Source organism: Microcoleus sp. MON1_C5 (assembly GCF_036701875.1).
Classification (GTDB): Bacteria; Cyanobacteriota; Cyanobacteriia; order Cyanobacteriales; family Microcoleaceae; genus Microcoleus.
In genome coordinates, this window is the sequence record NZ_JAUBRN010000091.1 from 1 (window position 1) to 16,930 (window position 16,930).

Consider the following 16,930-nt stretch of genomic DNA (forward strand, 5'->3'; position numbering starts at 1 on the left):
GAGACATAGCAGCTCCCGGGCATGAGTACGATACTTTACTACTATATCCACTACTCAAATAGAATGAAATAGCCCTGAGTCTTAGCGAAGGAGTTTCCTTGGGCTGCTAAGCTCAACTCAATGGCAAGGCAAGCTTCTGCCGAAAGAGCTTGGTCAGCGATTGCGCGGTTTTTCGACAACTGCAAGAAAGCAAGACCCGGTAAAAAAGGTTTCCCCCGATTTAAAAAGCATGAAACACATGGTTCTGTTGAATACAAAACTTGTGGATGGAAACTTTCTGAAGACAGGCGAAATATAACCTTCACCGATGGATTTAAAGCAGGAAGTTTTAAATTATGGGGAACTCGTGACCTACACTTCTATCAGTTAAATCAAATCAAGCGGGTGCGCGTAGTTCGCCGAGCTGATGGATACTACGTGCAATTCTGTATTGATGCTGAACGAAATGAGAAGCGCGAACCTACTGGACGAACCATTGGTTTAGACGTAGGGCTAACGCACTTCTATACAGACTCTGACGGAAATACCGTAGAGAATCCACGCTATCTGAGAAAGTCTGAAAGGTCACTTAAAAAGCTTAATCGGAGACTCTCTAAAACTCAGAAAGGCTCTAAAAATAGAGTTAAGGCTCGGAATCGTTTAAGCAGAAAAAACCTCAAGGTAAGTAGGCGACGTAAAGACTTTGCCGTGAAATTAGCAAGGTGCGTAATCCAGTCCAACGACTTGGTAGCCTATCAAGACTTGTCGGTGCGTAACATGGTTAAAAACAGAAAGTTGTCTAAGTCTATATCAGATGCCGCTTGGACAGCTTTTAGAAATTGGGTTGAATACTTTGGCAAAGTATTGGGGGTGGCGACTGTTGCAGTACCGCCCCACTATACAAGCCAAAATTGTTCTAATTGTGGGAAAGTCGCGAAGAAATCTTTAAGTCAAAGAACACATATTTGTCCGCATTGTAGATTTGTCTTAAATCGAGATTGGAACGCCGCTCGCAACATATTAGAACTAGGATTGCGTACCGTGGGGCACACGGGAACATCAAACGCCTCTGGAGACATCGATCTCTGTTTGGGTGAGGAAACTCCTTCAAATAAGTCGGGTCGTAGAAAGAGGAAGCCTAAACAGTGATGTTTAGAATCACCGTGGCTAAAGCGGGCGTGAGAATGTCAAATCTGACCTATTGCACCATTTTCATGAACAGGCTTTCCGCCCGCTTCCACAAAGAGTGAATTTTCTTGCGGGCCGTTGCTCCTAGCCACTCAATAAAATCATTATTGAGAATGGTGCAATATTTCAGATATAACCGGACTTGAAATTATTAACTTTTTCCTTTTTTCTTCCTTTATTCCTTCGCGTTCTTTGCGTCTTCGCGGTTCATTAAATCCAGACTTTTCAGACACAAAAAGACCTTAAAAAATATTTTCGCCAGAACGATCGAGTACCTCCCAAATCGCCTGCACCAACTTGTCGGGGTCTAAAGGTTTACAAATGTGCCGCTGGAACCCCGCAGCCAGGGCCTGCTGATAGTCAATTTCTCCAGCATAAGCCGTGAGGGCGATCGCCGGAATCCGTCCCCCTTGGTCGGGCGCCAGAGCCCGAACCTTTCGCATCAACATATAACCGTCGGTGTCGGGCATTCCAATATCGCTCAACAGCAAATCGGGCACAGACTGAGTTAAAACCGCCAAGGCATCGGCGGCGTTAGCAACTGCTGTAACACTTGCCCCACAATCCTCAAGCAGAAAAACCACCAAATCTCGCGCATCGGCATCATCATCCACCGCTAACACCCTGAGCCCGCTCAAATTGAAGGATTGGTCCGGCGACGCAGTTCCCGCAGGACTTGTCTGAGATTGCACGGGCATCAGAGGTATCCTGACGGTCAAGGTTGCACCTTTTCCTTCGCCGGGACTGGCGGATTTCACCGTGCCGCCGTGGAGTTCGACGAGATGGCGGACGATCGCCAATCCTAAACCCAATCCGCCAAACTTGCGCGTCATCGTGCTGTCAGCTTGCCGGAAGTAGTCGAATACATAGGGCAGAAAATCAGGTTCGATACCTTTTCCAGTATCAGTTACAGTAATTTGGGCGTTCCTGTCCACCCGATCGAGAACGACTTGGATTTTGCCTCCTGTCGGCGTGAACTTGACAGCATTTGACAGCAAATTCCAGACTACCTGCTGAAGTTTGCCCGCATCGCCCAACACCGGGCCGAGATTCGGTGCAAATTGAGTGCTGATTTGAATCGACTTGACTTCGGCCGCCAGACGCACCGTTTCAATAGCAGCGCCGATCACCCCAGCTAAATCCACAGGTGCAATATTCAAGCTGACCTTGCCTTGCAGAATCCCCGACACATCGAGCAAATCTTCGATAAGCTGGGTTTGCAGTTTGGCGTTGCGCTCGATCGTCTCTAAGGCATAACGTTGCTTTTCCGGTGGCAGAACGTTCGATCGCAGCAGCTTCGTCCAGCCCATAATCGGGTTTAAGGGAGTCCGCAATTCGTGCGACAAAACAGCCAAAAATTCGTCTTTGACGCGGTTAGCCTGTTCTGCTTCTTCCCGCGCCTCCTTTTCCCGCGCTAGAAGGCGTTCCCGTTCGGCTTCTGCAACTTTGCGATCTGTAATGTCAGTGTTGGTGCCACACCAGCGCAGCAGCTTGCCTTGCTCGTCGCGAATCGGCACGGCGCGGGAGAGAAACCAGCGGTAAGATCCGTCTGTACCGCGCAAGGGGAAAGTATCTTCCCAGAGTTCGCCTCTTTCAATGCAGCGCCTAAATTTTTCGACAACGCGATCGACGTGTTCCGGGTGGTGCACCTGCTGCCAGCCCCAGCCCTGCATTTCCTCTAGGGTGGTGCCCGTGTAGTCAAACCAGCGCTGGTTGTACCAGAAAATCCAGCCGGTTTCATCTGTCATCCAGGCCAACTGAGCGATGTTGTCAGCTAGAGCGCGGAACCGAGCCTCGCTTTCGTGCAGATCGTGCAGGGCTCGCGCGTGCAGGATCACCGTCCAGAGGCGGGCCACCACTTCTTGCATCAGCCAAACTTCATCGGGCCGCCAGTGCCGAACCACCTTTGATGTCACCACCAAAAGAGCCACCCAGCGCCCTTCCTGAAGGCAGGGAACATCGACCAAAGCCCGAATCGACACGGCACCGTAGTTATCGACCAAATGCGCTGTATGGGGGTGATTAGCGATATCTGAGATGACAACTGTTTGACCTGCGAGAGAGAGACTTTTCAGTTCTGGCGTCTTAAAGTCTGAGATTTGATAGGTGCCGACGACGCTGGCAAGGTCGGACTGGTGCCAGTCTTGCTCGACAATTGCCCGATCGGCTTCTAAATCGATTTCGTGCCATATGCAGCGATCGACCTTTAAATATTCTCCTAGACTTTTCATCGCTTCCCACAACATTTCTGCGGGGTTGCAGCCCAGGTGCAAGCGGACTTCCAACTCAGAGAGAAACTGCTCGTTGAGTTGGGCTTGTTTGCGATCGTGAATATCGGTATTCGTGCCGATCCACTCGACAATTTCGCCGCCTGCGCCGCGAACTGGCACGGCGCGGGACAAATGCCAGCGTTCCATTTGGTCTGCTGCCCGCCGCAGGCGCAGCTCAATTTGATAAACTTCTCCAGTGATTAGACATTCTTCCCAGCGGGCCCAAGATTCTGCCAAATCCGAGGGCGGCACTAGGGACTCCCAATTGTTTTGAGCCGCTTCCTCGTAAGACATTCCCAGATATTCCGACCACTTTTGTTGATTGGTAAAACGAATTTCCCCGGCGGAGTCTACGTTCCAAATCAGGTGGGGCAGCGACTCAGCCAGGAAGCGGAAGCGGCGGTCGCTTTCTGCTAAGCTTTCTTCGGCTCGTTTGCGATCGTCAATATCTATGCCGATCCCGACCCATTGCAGCACCTGTCCCCCCCTGTCTTTGACGGGCACAAGTCGCGCTAGATGCCAGCGGTAAGTACCATCAAACCTGCGTACCCGACACTCAAATTCGTAGGCTTCCCCTGCTTCAATCGCCTTGGTGCGCGTGCCGACAACTGTTGGCAGATCATCAGGATGAAATAATTGCAGCACCGGTGCAGCCAGCGGCAATTCTGCTGGCCTGATGCCCGTGTAGCTTTGCCAGTGCTGGTTGCAAAACTCTAACCTGCCGTCGGCGGTATTGATCCACATTAATTGCGGGACGCCATCGGCGAGGGTGCGGTAGCGATTTTCGCTTTGGCGCAGTGCTTCTTCTATTTGCCGGCGCTCGGTTTTGTCCTGCATGATTTTCAGGAAACCTTGCACTTCGCCTCCTGCGTCGCGCAGGGGCATCACCAGTCCGCTGCCCCAAAAGCGGCTGCCGTCTTTGCGGACGTGCCAGCGCTCGTTTACTGCCTTTCCCTGAGTCAGCGCGAGGTGCATTTCTAGTTCCGGCTTTCCGGCTGCAGAGTCTTCTGGGGTGAAGATGATTCGTCCGTGCTGCCCTACGATTTCAGCTTCGGAATAGCCCAGCAATCTCTCTGCGCCTGCGTTCCAATTGGTAAGGTGTCCGCCGATATCCTGGGTGAAGATGGCGTAGTCTTTGGCGCTGTCGAGAATAAACTGCAGGTGGGTTTCACGATCGCGCAGTGCTGCTTCTGCTTGTTTGCGCTTGGTAATGTCGGTTGTGAAGCCGACAACTTTGGTCAGTTCACCTTGCTGGTTGCGGATCAAACAGCCGCGTTCCCAAACATCGATCCAGCGCCCGTCTTCGTGCCGGACTCGGTACTCGTCTTCGTAGCGATCGACCGAGTTCCAGATTGATTCGGCCCCTGTCTGGATGCGCGCCAAATCGACGGGATGGAGGCGTTCTCTCCACCACTCTGGTGTTGCCTGTGCGTCCTCTGGGCGGACACCGACGAGGGAGGACAGTCCCTCGGAACGGTAAACTGAGTTCGATGCCAAATCCCACTCAAACACGATGCCGTCGATCGCCCTTGTAGCTAACTCAAAGCGGTTGTTGCTTTCTTGCAAGGCGAGTTCGGCCATTTTGCGATCGGTAATTTCCTGCACCACGATATGAATCCCGACAATCTCCCCGCCCGTGTCTTTGAGCGGCCACCAATTCTCAATCCAAGTGCGAACCACACCGGGTTGAGCCCTGGTTTCACCCGTGAGTTCAAAATTCCGCATCGGTTCTCCGGTTTCGAGAATGCGGTCCAACAAAGCTTCGGCTGCATCTGCCAAGTCGGGGATAATTTCGCGCACGGTGCGGCCGATGTGCGCTTCGACGGACAAGCCGTTGATTTCTGCTAACCGCTGGTTGATCCGGAGGAACCGCAAATCTTTGTCTAAAACTGCCAAACCCACGGGAGTTGTTTGGTAAAGCGACTCTATCTCTAGAAGTTGACGGCGCACGGTTTGCTCGCTCTCTTGCAGGGCGAGTTCGGCCATTTTGCGATCGGTAGCATCAAATAATACTCCGATAAACCGCACTGCTTCCCCTGCGGCGTCGTAGAGATAGCGCCCGAACGCGCTCAACCAGCGGATTTCTCCGTTGTCTGCCCGGACGATCCGGTATTCGGGGGAGTAGAGCGATCTCGTTTCCCGAGCTGTTTTGGCTGCTTCCATGACTTGATTTAAGTCGTCTGGATGCACGCAGTTTTTCCACACAGCCGCGCTTGCTTCGCCGCCCGGTACCGGTTCGCAGCCCAAAATGCTGAAATGGGTCGCCGACCAAATTACTCCATCTGTTCGCACGTCAAAATCCCAGGTTGCCATGCCTGAACCTTCGATGGCGACGCTCAAACGTTCTTCGCTTTGTTTCAAGGCAATTTCAGTTTGTTTGCGCTCGTTGATATCTGTCAGGGAACCTACGGCCCGCACGGGATTGCCTGAGTCGTCCCAAATTACTTGCCCTCTGGCTAAAACCCATTTGTAGCGCCCGTCCCGACAGCGAACGCGGTACTCGCAGGAGTAATGTGAGGTTTCTCGATGCAAGTGCTGCTGCCAATTGCTTTGCATTATCTCCAAATCATCGGGATGAATGTAGCTCAAAAATTGGCTGAAGTCCTTGACTTCTTCGGGCCCGCGTTCCAAAATCTCTAAACAGCGATCGCTCAGGATCTGGCAATTTGTTTGCAGGTTGTGGTCCCAAACCCCGTCGTTGTTGCCCTGCAAGGCTAGCTGGGAGCGTTCTGCGCTTTCTCGCAAAGCTTCTTTGGTTTGATTGGCGCGCTCGATTTGTACGGCGGCAACGGCAAAGTCTGCTAGGGCGATCGCGATCCGCAAGTCTTCGGCATCGAACTGGCGATCGGAATCGTGAGATACAATCCATATTGCCCCTAGCGGTTGATTTTCTGCTTGCAGTGGCACGACTAACGCTTCGGCGTTCGGGAATTCTAGCTGCTTTAAGTCGGTGAAGTATTGTTCTGGAGCGAAGTAAAGTTGGGGAGTTTGGTGATCGATCGGGGTTCCCGACAAACGCAGTTTCCGGGGTGTGTTTTTATGTTCTGCTGCTTCCCACGCTCCCGCCAAGGCTTCCCAGCGAAATATTTGTTCGGAAGTTGCATTTTCTTCTAGCAAGCAGACTCCGACGCTTCCTGCGTCGCACAAATCTTTAGCGATCGCAACCAGTGTTTTGAGCAGCCTGTGGGGTGAGGTTGCCAATTGTCTAGCCAGCGTTTGCAGCGCTCGGTTTTCTGCTTTTTGAGCGTGCGAGCGAGGGATGCGCCGCGACAGTTCCTGGGCGATCGGAATGTCGGTTAAATTAGTTTCTGGGGTTTGCCAAGCTTCCATCAATTACTCGTCTCTTACGTCTTTCGGTCTGAGCTGGCGAGCGTATATCAGCGCCCTCTTAAAAGCCTTTGCTAAAAATTATACCATCTAGCCAGAGACAGCATCAGTTATCTACTACCTATCTGGGAAATTGCTTTTTAGTTTTCAGGCTATTTTATTGCCTTGGTTACCGTTACTCTTGTTGTCGCCACCTTATGCACAATTTTATTCCAGAATCGCGCTTTTTTCCCTATCTAACTTGGACAGAAATTCAGTCTATGCTGGATAAGGAAAATACGGTGATAATTTTGCCGCTAGGCGCGATCGAACAGCACGGGCCCCATTTGCCTTTAATTGTAGATGCAGCCATTAGCGCGGCGGTGACAGGCAAAGCGCTGGCAAAGTTAGAGGCAAATATTCCCGCGTATGCTTTGCCGCCTTTGTACTATGGCAAGTCAAACGAACACTGCCATTTCCCCGGTACAATTATGCTTAGTGCTCAGACACTTTTAGCAGTAATCGGCGAAATTGCTGACAGTATTTATCAGGCTGGATTTCGTAAATTAGTGTTAATGAATGCTCACGGCGGACAGCCGCAGGTGATGGAAATTGCGGCGCGCGATATTCATCAAAAATATCAAGATTTTTCGGTTTTTCCGCTGTTTGTTTGGCGAGTTCCGAATGTAGCTGCTGAATTATTAACTGCGAAGGAGTTAGAGTTTGGGATTCACGCGGGTGATGCAGAAACGAGTTTGATGTTGGCAATTTTGCCGTCGCAGGTAAACATGGAACTGGCTGTTACAGAATATCCGAAAAATTTGCCGATCGACAGTTTGCTGAGTATGGAAGGCAATTTGCCTTTTGCTTGGCTGACGCGAGAGTTGACGGAAAGCGGTGTGTTGGGCGATGCGACGGCGGCGACGAAAGAAAAGGGATCTCGTATTCTCGAATCTCTCTCGGACGGCTGGGCACAAGTTATCAAAGATGTTTACAAATTTCGACAGCCGGGAAGTAATTAAAAATTAAGAATTAAAAATCAAAAATTATTCTAATTTGTGTCAAAATGAGTCTAAGAAATTTTTTGAGTTGGAAAACAGACGATGAGTGTAAATTCTAAATTGCAGCGCGCATTTGAGCAAGGTCGCGCCCTGAAAATTATCAGCGGTTTAAATAATTTTGATGCCGCGAACGTTGCGGCTGTCGTCAAAGCAGCGGATCTCGGCGGTGCTTCCTTTGTCGATATTGCTGCCGATCGAGATTTGGTATTGATGGCAAAACAGTTGACAAACTTGCCAATTTGTGTATCCGCTGTGGAACCAGAAAAGTTTGTGCCTGCGGTAGAAGCTGGCGCTGATTTGATTGAAATTGGTAACTTTGATGCTTTCTACGCAGTAGGCCGGCGCTTTGAAGCTGAGGAAGTTTTGCAGTTGACTCGCGAAACTCGATCGCTATTTCCAAATATCACTCTTTCTGTAACAGTTCCCCACATTTTGGCACTCGACAAACAAGTGCAGTTAGCAATTGAATTAGTCAAAGCTGGCGCTAACATCATCCAAACCGAAGGTGGTACCAGCGCTCAACCAATTCACGCAGGCACATTGGGATTAATTGAAAAAGCAGCGCCTACTTTGGCCGCAGCGTTTGAAATTTCCCGCGCCGTATCCGTCCCTGTACTCTGCGCTTCCGGTATCTCCAGCGTCACCGCACCCCTCGCTATTGGAGCCGGTGCTGCGGGTGTTGGTGTCGGTTCTGCTGTCAGCCAACTTAATAGCGAAGTGGCGATGATTGCGGCTGTTCGCAGTTTGGTTGAAGCTTTGGCTTTGGTTTCGCGATCGCACTTGCCAGCTTCCATTTAATTAAGAAGGAAGAAGGAAGAAGGAAGAAGGAAGAGGGAAGAAGGAAGAGGGAAGAAGGAAGAGGGAAGAAGGAAGAGGGAAGAAGGAAGAGGGAAGAAGGAAGATTTTTCCCATTCCCCACTCTCCCCTTCTCCCACTCTTCCCCTCTTCCCCTCCCCACTTTTCCACTCTTCCTTAATAATTGAGAAACCACACGGCATAATCATCTAATAACTGATTGTTTCGGGAGATTACATCAACTGATTCTAACTCTGATAAAGGCAACATAAACTTTTGGCGATCGCTGATGCGCTGCACTTCCACAAAGATGCCTTCTTCCTGAACCACCAAATCCTCCAACCGATTAATTGTGAATCTATCAGTATAAGAAGGTTGAGTTTTTTTGAGTCTTGCATATTCTTTTTGGCTGCCGGAACCCATTGTATATTCTTCTTCCCATTCAAACTCTTCTATGCCGGTAACGTGGCAGGGTAGTTGAATATTTTGCTTGATGTAATCTAGATATTTGACTGAATTTTCTAGGCTAAAATCAATATTTTTAGATCCCAAAATCTTGCTAATTTTAGTTTCAAATTGCTTGGTATTAAAGGGGATATTTTTCTCTAGATGCGCTAACATTTCTGGATCGAACCCCGCTCTCAATTCGGTAACTTCCGCCAGGAGGCGCTGGAAGTCGTTTAGCGGTTTCGGTCTTCTGCCTGCTACAATGGTTTCATCAAGCTGAACTGGAGGAAGTTCGGATTGTGAAGGAAGGGATTGGCTTTGAGCGGGGCGATCGTCCACTTTAGACTTGTTAAGTTTAGACTTGTTAACTTTAGGCTGGTTAAGTTTAGGCTTGTTAAATTTAGGCATCGCTCGGTCTCGCTGGCTCGGTTTATCAATAAAGTATATCTTGACAGAAGTACATTCGTGTCTGATAGGAGGAAGCTATTATGCAACTACTGAAATCGCCTGATGAATCGCCAGTCTATCAAGGACAATTTGGCGAATTTACGATTACTCAAAACGATCGCACGGGAGTGTTGATTTACCGCGCTGGATTGGGGGTGGCGGCGCTGTGTTTTGCGATCGGCACTACTCTGGTGCTGCAACAGGGCGACAACCCGATTGCAATCCAAGCTGTAACGCCTGTTTTTGCTTGTTTCTGGATAGCTTTAGGCGTCAGCTTGGCAACTATTCACATTTACATGATTGCGCTACACCGAACACTACAGGCGTTTTGGGCGATCGGCGGCGCGGCAGCATTGTTTGTCGCCCTACAAAGCAGCCAACCTCTAGCTTTAGCAGTGTACGAACATCCCGCCACGTTGTGGGGAATTGGCTTTACTTTTGCCGCCTTAAATGGCATTTATTTTAAGGAAGCATTCTGCTTTAATCGCCTCGAAACTAAGTTTTTGACTCCGGGGGTTCCTCTCTTAATTTTAGGACATATTTTCGGCTTTTTGTCCTCCGAAAATGAACAACTTTTGCTAGCCGTTTGGGCCGCTTTGTTTATCATCTTTGCTGTACGCAAGTTTTTTCAACCGATGCCGCAGGATATCGGGGATAAAAGCGTTTTTGAGTACCTGAAACACCAATAGTATAGAAGAAGGAAGAAGGCTCTTCTTCCTTCAACATCTGCTATATGTATGAAATTTGCAACACTGCGAAAACTCCAAATCAAAATTAGTCTAGTCCGCCGCCGAGAAATGTGGGCAGTTACCCGGGAAGGCTGGGTAATTGCTCTGATGGGATTAATAATAGCAATGCTCTTAATTCTCACAAATATCCATCCGTTTTTGGCGGTAAATGCGCCGATTAAAGCAGATATATTGGTTGTCGAAGGCTGGTTGCCCGATTATGCGATCGAAAGTGCGATCACCGAATTCAAAAAAGGCGAATACCGCCAATTAATTACCACAGGAGTTCCTTTAAGTAAAGGCTACTATCTCGCTGAATATAAAAATTATGCCGAACTGACGGCAGCAACTTGTATTGCGCTAGGATTTGATAAGGACAGAGTAGTAGCTGTACCAGCAGCGAGAGTTGTGAAACACCGCACGGCTGCTTCTGCGATCGCACTTCGCGATTGGCTGGCTGCTTCTGCCATAAAAGTTGAGTCAATTAATCTTTATTCTTTTGGCCCTCACGCCCGCAGAAGTTGGATTGTATTTAAAGAAGTGCTGAATCCTGAGATTAAAGTCGGGATTATAGCGGCGGAACCGCAAGATTACAATTCCCAAGAATGGTGGAAATCTAGCGAAGGTTTTCGGACGGTAATCGGAGAAATTATTGCTTATATTTATGCCCGTTTCGTAGATTGGAAAACCTAGCCAGTAATAGTCAACATCCCTTTTAATTCGAGCGTTATAGGGCTGAGGCGCCGCTTCGCTAACCCGCCTTCGCGGTTAGTAAAAAATATTTATATAGCAGTTGTAAATCTGTGGCAATAGAGGACAAAGTAGTGCCGTTTTTTACCATAATTTAACCAAAAATGATAGAATAATTCTCAGATAAGTTGAGGGCAACTCATTGTTAGAAGAACGCGCTTACTGGTTAGCATGGTCGCAAATTAACGGTATTGGGCCGATTTTGTTGCAAAGATTGCAGCAAAATTTCAATAGTTTGGCAGAAGCTTGGACGGCAAAATCCGTAGATTTAATGCGAATCGAAGGGTTTGGCAAGCAGATAATTGAAACTATTGTGCAAGAACGGACTAAACTCAATCCAGAAGAATTTATCGAAAAACATCTTATAAAAAATCCCTCTTTTTGGACGCCCGCAGATCCAGATTATCCCCGCTTATTATTGGAAATTCCAAATCCGCCACCAGTGTTGTATTATCGCGGTTTAGTTGATATAAAAGAGAATCAAGGAATTACGCCGACGGTGGCAATGGTTGGTACTCGCAGCCCTTCGGAATACGGCAGAAGGTGGGCTCGCAAAATTAGTACGGCTTTGGCTAGAAGCGGTTTTACTGTGGTTTCGGGATTGGCTGCAGGCATTGATACAGAGGCTCATACAGGCTGTTTGGAGGCGGGAGGAAGGACTTTCGCAGTGGTGGGGACGGGAGTAGATATTGTATATCCTAAACAAAATGAGAGGTTGTGCGATCGCATTTTGCAGCAGGGATTGGTAATTAGCGAATATCCGGCGGGGACTCAACCGAATAAAACTAATTTTCCCCGCCGAAATCGCATAATTGCTGGCTTAAGTCGCGCTACTATCGTGATAGAAGCTCCGCATAAATCGGGTGCTTTAATTACTGCTTATCAAGCGAATGATTTTTGCCGGGATGTGTATGTTTTGACGGGCAGATTGGATGATGAGCGTTCCTTTGGTTGTTTGGAGTTGCTGAGTAAAGGTGCTCATCCGATTCTGCCGAATAGCGATCGAATGTTAAGCGAAGACAGGTTGTTGGAAATGCTCGGAGCTATGCCCAAATTGGATAGAGCCGAGCAGTTGTCGCTATTTCCTCCAAATCCGACGGTTGAGAAGCAAGGGCCGCCGTTGGAGCCGGAATTGGCTAAGGTGTTAAGTGCGATCGTATCTGGGCCGATTTCTTTTGATACAATTGTGGAAGCAGCGGGATTAGAAGCGGGAAGAGTTTCTAGTATACTTTTGCAGTTGGAATTGTTGGGATTAGTTTCGCAGTTACCGGGAATGCGATATCAGCGGTGCTGATTTGTAAGTAATACGGTTTAGGTTATTGGTGTCAACTTAAGTCTAAAACCCTCTTTATCTCTCGTTTACCGCCGAGGCCAGATCCCCCTAAATCCCCCTTAAGAAGGGGGAGTTTGAGAAGATTCTTGTCCCCCCCTTTTTAAGGGGGGTTAGGGGGGATCAAGGCCTTGATAGTCAGCGGTTGAAACCGCATATATACAAACGAAGTCCGTCTCTAAGAGACTGAAGAATAATAAGGACTAAAGTCCTCATTACGAACTTTTAAATCAATCCGAAATTAACGGCACTAATATTGCTAGCCGAAACACCATTGAGAGAAGCTAAAATCTCCCCTGTTTGTGCAAACCGGATTAAAGTTGCACCGCTATCTTGAGCGATCGCCAATTGCGAGAAACTCAACCCGTTACCCAATACTAACAAATCTTTACCGACTTCAAAATCAGTAATCGTATCAGTACCGGAATTGGTAGAGACTAAGAACTTATCTACTCCCATTCCTCCTATCAAACTATCCATTCCTAAACCGCCCGTGAGCAAATCATCTCCCTTACCTCCGTAAAGAATATCATTACCATCATCGCCATTCAAAATGTCAGCACCACGGTTGCCAAATAAGACATCATCACCGCTACTTCCAAGGATTGTATCGCTACCTTTGCCACCGAAAACAGTGTCATTTCCCAGACTTCCGTCGAGGGAATCATTGCCCCTCATCCCCATCAACACATTATTTGCGCTGTCGCCAGTCAGGATATCGTCGCCATTTGTACCGAGCATTGCATTGGGAGAATTGCTGCCCAAATCAGCATCACCGCTGACAACAGGAGTGGCAATCCCAGCCGGCAATATTACAGCTTCAATTCTGCTATCTAAAGCAGTACCAGTATTGTCAGCAACTAGCTGGGAAATAGGTTTATTTCCGGCACCAACTTCTTTGAATTCTTGAGTTGTTGGGCCCAAGGCTACTTGTTGGAGGCGCGCAAGTGATTCAGGAATTGATGTTCCTGTTGGGTTGGAGACAGCCGCATCAATGCGTTGATTGGCTGTTGCCATTACTGTGGCTGCTTGCGAGATAATTGGGCTGAGTTGTTGAATGTTGAAACTGGGGTCTATTTGCTGGATTTTAGTGGCTGCTTGCTGAATGATTGGTTCTAAGGCTGCTGCATTGCTCAGGTTTAAGACTGTACCTGATTGAATTTGAGCCGTAATTGAACTGACAACAGCTTTGACAATATCGCTATTGGCTGCACTGGAAGCACCGTCAATTAAAGCGCTGGTTTGAGTGATGAAGTTTTGGACTTTCACCATTGCGGATAAGACTTGGACTCCGCCCGGTATGTTGTTGTTGGTAGCTTCTATTGGATCGAAGCTAGTTAGGTCAACATCGGCGGGGAGAGAAAGGGCTGCTTTGACTAAAGATTGTGCTGATTCTGGTTCAATTCCTTTGTCGATTAAGTCGGCGATTAAGCTGGTTAGGAGGGTGACAACTGTGGAATCTGGTGGTGCGGTGACTGGTGTTTCTAGGGGTAAGCCGGTGGCGGTGTCAGTCCCTCCAATCGCAACTAGATTGCCTTCTTCTGGGTCGATTTCTCCGTTTTTGTTGGTGTCGAAAGTCTCGAAGGGGATGTTGAGATTGAATTTACCGCCTGTGTCGGTTGTGGTGGATGGTTCGTTGGTATCGAGGACGGCGTTTTTGTTGGCGTCTAGGAAGAGGGTTGCACCGTCTATGTAGCCGTCAATAACTACGCCGCTGCTGCTAAATTGCAGCAACATCCCCTTACCCTCATATGGACCCGTCTCGTCGTCACTGACAGTAGCACCAGCCCTGTCTTTTGCTGTTAACTTAATCCTGAACTCCTGCGCTATGGGACTTGTGCCACTGAGTGTACGGGTAGCTGAATCGAAGTTGAGCCAACTTGGCCGGGGACTGCCGTCCATCAGAGTTACTTCGTAGGTAAGCGTGTCACCTTGATCGGGGTCTGTGAACGTGTTCTCGGGAAATTGGTACTCGAATGTAAAGGGGTTATTGCTTACTATGGCTCCGTGATGCCAAGGGGTTGTAGTCGGGCCGTAATTGATGACAGGCTTGTTGTTGGGGTCGTTGTCCGCGATCGTCACAGTAGCACTAGAGGGATCGCCTACCTTTTGGGCATAGTAGTCAGAATCTAAAGTGATGACTACTTTCTCGTCACCTTCTACTAGCCTGTCATCGCGGACATTGACAACCATATTGACGCTGCGTTTACCGGCTGGAATGATGACTGCGCTCCGGGACGTCTCGTAAATGTCCAACTGCCGATCGGGTTCGGACTCGGAAACTAATTCATAATCTATACGGGGTATAGCAGCACTGGGTATGGGAGTGTAGCTCGGATCGTCGTATACATAATTGATCTTGAATCGGACTGTCAGCGGCTTATCTAGGCTGCCACCAGTACGAGTAATGGTGAATTTTCCGGGATTGGGTTTTTCGACCAGCGGATCGTAGATTTCCGCCGCATTGGGATCTGTAGCGCTGATAGTAAGCGTTGGCTTGATATCGGGAACTGTAAAAGTTGATCCTTTGACAAACGGTGAACCAGCCCGAGCACTGTCGATCGCCTGTACACTCCATTCATAAGTTTGTGGATTGTAAGAATAATTAGGATCGTAAGGCGGGGCAGGGATTAAGTAATCTGGCTTCAGCAGAAAACTGTAATCCGAGTAGTTCTTGGATTGGTTGACATTTCCCAACTGCACTACTTGTCGAGTTCCGTCATCACCGGACATTGGGCCAACAATGTACTCTTTAATGGGGGGCTGATCACTACCGTTGGAATTGGGAGGAGTAGCCCAAACTTTCAGATTGTAGCTTAAACCCAGATCGGGAGTTTTAGAGTCGATCGAGGTACTACTCTCTGCTGGGCGCCAACTTAATAAAACTCCTTCTGAAGTATTAGTAGACTGTAAAAATTGAGGTTGAGGTGTAGAGGGTGGTGTGTTCGCATCAGGGGTATTGTTGCGGTAGATTTTGACAAAGCTGCCAAAGTTGCCATTACCTGAATTATCTTTTGTCGTGAGTGCAATATCTAGTCTGTTGTCCTTATCGTAGTCTCCCCAAGAAGCAGTCGGTTTGTCAACATTATTAGGTAGCCCTGTATTGGTGATGGATGTAAAATCGCCATACTTATCTTCGCCATTTTTATCTTGTTGGTAAACTTTTGCGATGCCACCCAAATTTTCCCATTCTGTTAGCAGGATATCCAGCTTGCCATCGTTGTCGTAGTCTCCCCAAGCACCGAAAGCAGCACCAGGCCCCGATGGAATCCAACGTCCCTCAAACGTAGTATCCGAATAGTTGTTTTTGCTCTGGAGTACCGTGGTAAAGCTATTGCTCGACAACCCAACCTTTCCACCTGTTAGCAAGATATCTAGTTTGCCATCGTTATTGGAGTCTCCGAATGCACCGTAATCAATAGGGTAGTGCGGGATTTGATTTGGCAGAAGTGGGTTGCTCTCTTCGGTAAAGCCATTGCCAGTGTTGCGATACAATTTTGCGACGTAAATTGGTAAACCTGTGTTGCCTTTTAAACCGGTGTCACCTGCCAGCAAGATATCCTGTTTGCCATCGTTGTTGTAGTCTCCCCAGGCAGCATTGCCAATAACACCGGGCAAGTTGGCCCCTGTCTCTTCCTCAAAGCGAATGCCGTAGTTAAAGGGAATGCCACCGCCAAAGTCAATGCGGTCATTGCGGAACACTTTGGTGATGTAGCCTGAACTCGTGTCGCCTGTGAGTACGAGATCCTGTCTGCCATCGTTGTTGTAGTCTCCCCAAGCAGCAGAACCGTTGAACATACCAGGCAGCCTTGCCGCTAGATCAAATTTAGTAGTGCCCCCGGTTGCGTTAGCGAATCGATTGTTCCCAATCTTTGGGTTCGCCCACAGTGTTGTGGTGGGGATATAGCTTGTCGTACCAGAGGAGTTTATCTCTTCTCTTACACCTATGAGCAAGATATCGAGGTCGCCATCATTGTCGCTGTCTCCCCACGTAGCAGAAGGTTTGGCATCATGATTCTTCCCATTTTCCTGAATCACACCTCCGTAAACGGTAGGCAGCCCTATATCAATTGGTTTAAAAGTACCGTTTTCGTTGCTGTACACTTTCGGGATGTATTGCGATCGGGGAAAAGAAAATGAGTTTAAACTACCTCCTTCCATCACCAACAGATCCAAATCGCCGTCATTGTCGTAGTCTCCCCAGGCATTAGCGCCGACAAAACCAGGTATCTTCAGAGCGGCGAGTTCGTTGGTGAATACTGGGTGGTCATTGGCTTCCCCCTCATGCCGAGCATTAGAGTCCGTTATTCCCAAGGGAGTTTCGTTAGAGAGCGGTAATCCGATCGGGAATATGTTTGGGTTGCCTGTTCCTGTAGTGACTGGTGTTGGTGTCGGTGTCGGCGTACCAATTGTTGGCGTCGGAGTTGGTGTCGGCGTCGGCGTACCAATTGTTGGCGTCGGAGTTGGTGTCGGCGTCGGCGTACCAATTGTTGGCGTCGGAGTTGGTGTCGGCGTCGGCGTACCAATTGTTGGCGTCGGAGTTGGTGTCGGCGTCGGCGTACCAATTGTTGGCGTCGGAGTTGGTGTCGGCGTCGGCGTACCAATTGTTGGCGTCGGAGTTGGTGTCGG

General features: G+C 48.7%; 8 protein-coding genes and 1 pseudogene. 6 read left to right on the top strand and 3 right to left on the bottom strand.

Annotation, left to right across the window (positions count from 1 at the left end; genetic code table 11):
* Nucleotides 1–81 precede the first annotated feature (81 nt).
* A pseudogene (locus QUA71_RS27155) lies at nucleotides 82–1,128 on the top strand (RNA-guided endonuclease InsQ/TnpB family protein); the annotation flags it as partial.
* Between the two features lie 281 nt (nucleotides 1,129–1,409).
* On the opposite strand, the gene QUA71_RS27160 reads toward QUA71_RS27155, so the two are convergent.
* Complete coding sequence (locus tag QUA71_RS27160; protein ID WP_333289887.1) at nucleotides 1,410–6,767, bottom strand: PAS domain S-box protein; 5,358 nt, start codon at nucleotides 6,765–6,767, stop codon at nucleotides 1,410–1,412.
* Nucleotides 6,768–6,961: 194 nt separating this feature from the next.
* On the opposite strand from QUA71_RS27160, the gene QUA71_RS27165 reads away from it, so the two are divergent.
* Nucleotides 6,962–7,765 (top strand): creatininase family protein, encoded by an 804-nt coding sequence (locus QUA71_RS27165; protein ID WP_333289889.1) that lies wholly within the window; start codon nucleotides 6,962–6,964, stop codon nucleotides 7,763–7,765.
* Nucleotides 7,766–7,846: 81 nt separating this feature from the next.
* The gene (locus tag QUA71_RS27170) at nucleotides 7,847–8,602 is read left to right on the top strand and encodes a DUF561 domain-containing protein (protein ID WP_333149087.1); all 756 of its coding nucleotides are present in this window, start codon (nucleotides 7,847–7,849) and stop codon (nucleotides 8,600–8,602) included.
* A gap of 174 nt (nucleotides 8,603–8,776) precedes the next feature.
* Here the strand turns inward: QUA71_RS27170 and QUA71_RS27175 are convergent, their stop codons facing one another.
* Nucleotides 8,777–9,454 (bottom strand): calcium-binding protein, encoded by a 678-nt coding sequence (locus QUA71_RS27175; RefSeq protein ID WP_333289891.1) that lies wholly within the window; start codon nucleotides 9,452–9,454, stop codon nucleotides 8,777–8,779.
* 80 nt (nucleotides 9,455–9,534) lie between these two features.
* Between QUA71_RS27175 and QUA71_RS27180 the strand changes: the two genes are divergently transcribed.
* The 3 genes from QUA71_RS27180 to dprA all read left to right on the top strand — a co-directional run bounded on the left by QUA71_RS27180 (nucleotide 9,535) and on the right by dprA (nucleotide 12,265).
* A complete protein-coding gene (locus QUA71_RS27180) occupies nucleotides 9,535–10,182 on the top strand; it encodes a DUF2301 domain-containing membrane protein (protein ID WP_333289893.1) in 648 nt (215 codons plus the stop codon).
* Between the two features lie 48 nt (nucleotides 10,183–10,230).
* Entirely contained in the window at nucleotides 10,231–10,914 is a 684-nt protein-coding gene (locus tag QUA71_RS27185) for a YdcF family protein (RefSeq protein ID WP_333289895.1), read from the top strand.
* 199 nt (nucleotides 10,915–11,113) lie between these two features.
* Nucleotides 11,114–12,265 (top strand): DNA-processing protein DprA, encoded by a 1,152-nt coding sequence (gene dprA, locus QUA71_RS27190; protein ID WP_333289897.1) that lies wholly within the window; start codon nucleotides 11,114–11,116, stop codon nucleotides 12,263–12,265.
* A 261-nt stretch (nucleotides 12,266–12,526) separates the two neighbouring features.
* Here the strand turns inward: dprA and QUA71_RS27195 are convergent.
* On the bottom strand, nucleotides 12,527–16,930 hold a 4,404-nt coding region (locus tag QUA71_RS27195), incomplete at its 5' end, for an FG-GAP-like repeat-containing protein (RefSeq protein ID WP_333289899.1).

What these genes read in the sequence shown, in the direction of transcription:
- QUA71_RS27160 (WP_333289887.1), bottom strand. Translation starts at nt 6,767, where the DNA reads ATGGAAGCTTGGCAAACCCCAGAAACTAATTTAACCGACATTCCGATC.
- QUA71_RS27185 (WP_333289895.1), top strand. Translation starts at nt 10,231, where the DNA reads ATGAAATTTGCAACACTGCGAAAACTCCAAATCAAAATTAGTCTAGTC.
- QUA71_RS27175 (WP_333289891.1), bottom strand. Translation starts at nt 9,454, where the DNA reads ATGCCTAAATTTAACAAGCCTAAACTTAACCAGCCTAAAGTTAACAAG.
- QUA71_RS27170 (WP_333149087.1), top strand. Translation starts at nt 7,847, where the DNA reads ATGAGTGTAAATTCTAAATTGCAGCGCGCATTTGAGCAAGGTCGCGCC.
- QUA71_RS27180 (WP_333289893.1), top strand. Translation starts at nt 9,535, where the DNA reads ATGCAACTACTGAAATCGCCTGATGAATCGCCAGTCTATCAAGGACAA.
- QUA71_RS27165 (WP_333289889.1), top strand. Translation starts at nt 6,962, where the DNA reads ATGCACAATTTTATTCCAGAATCGCGCTTTTTTCCCTATCTAACTTGG.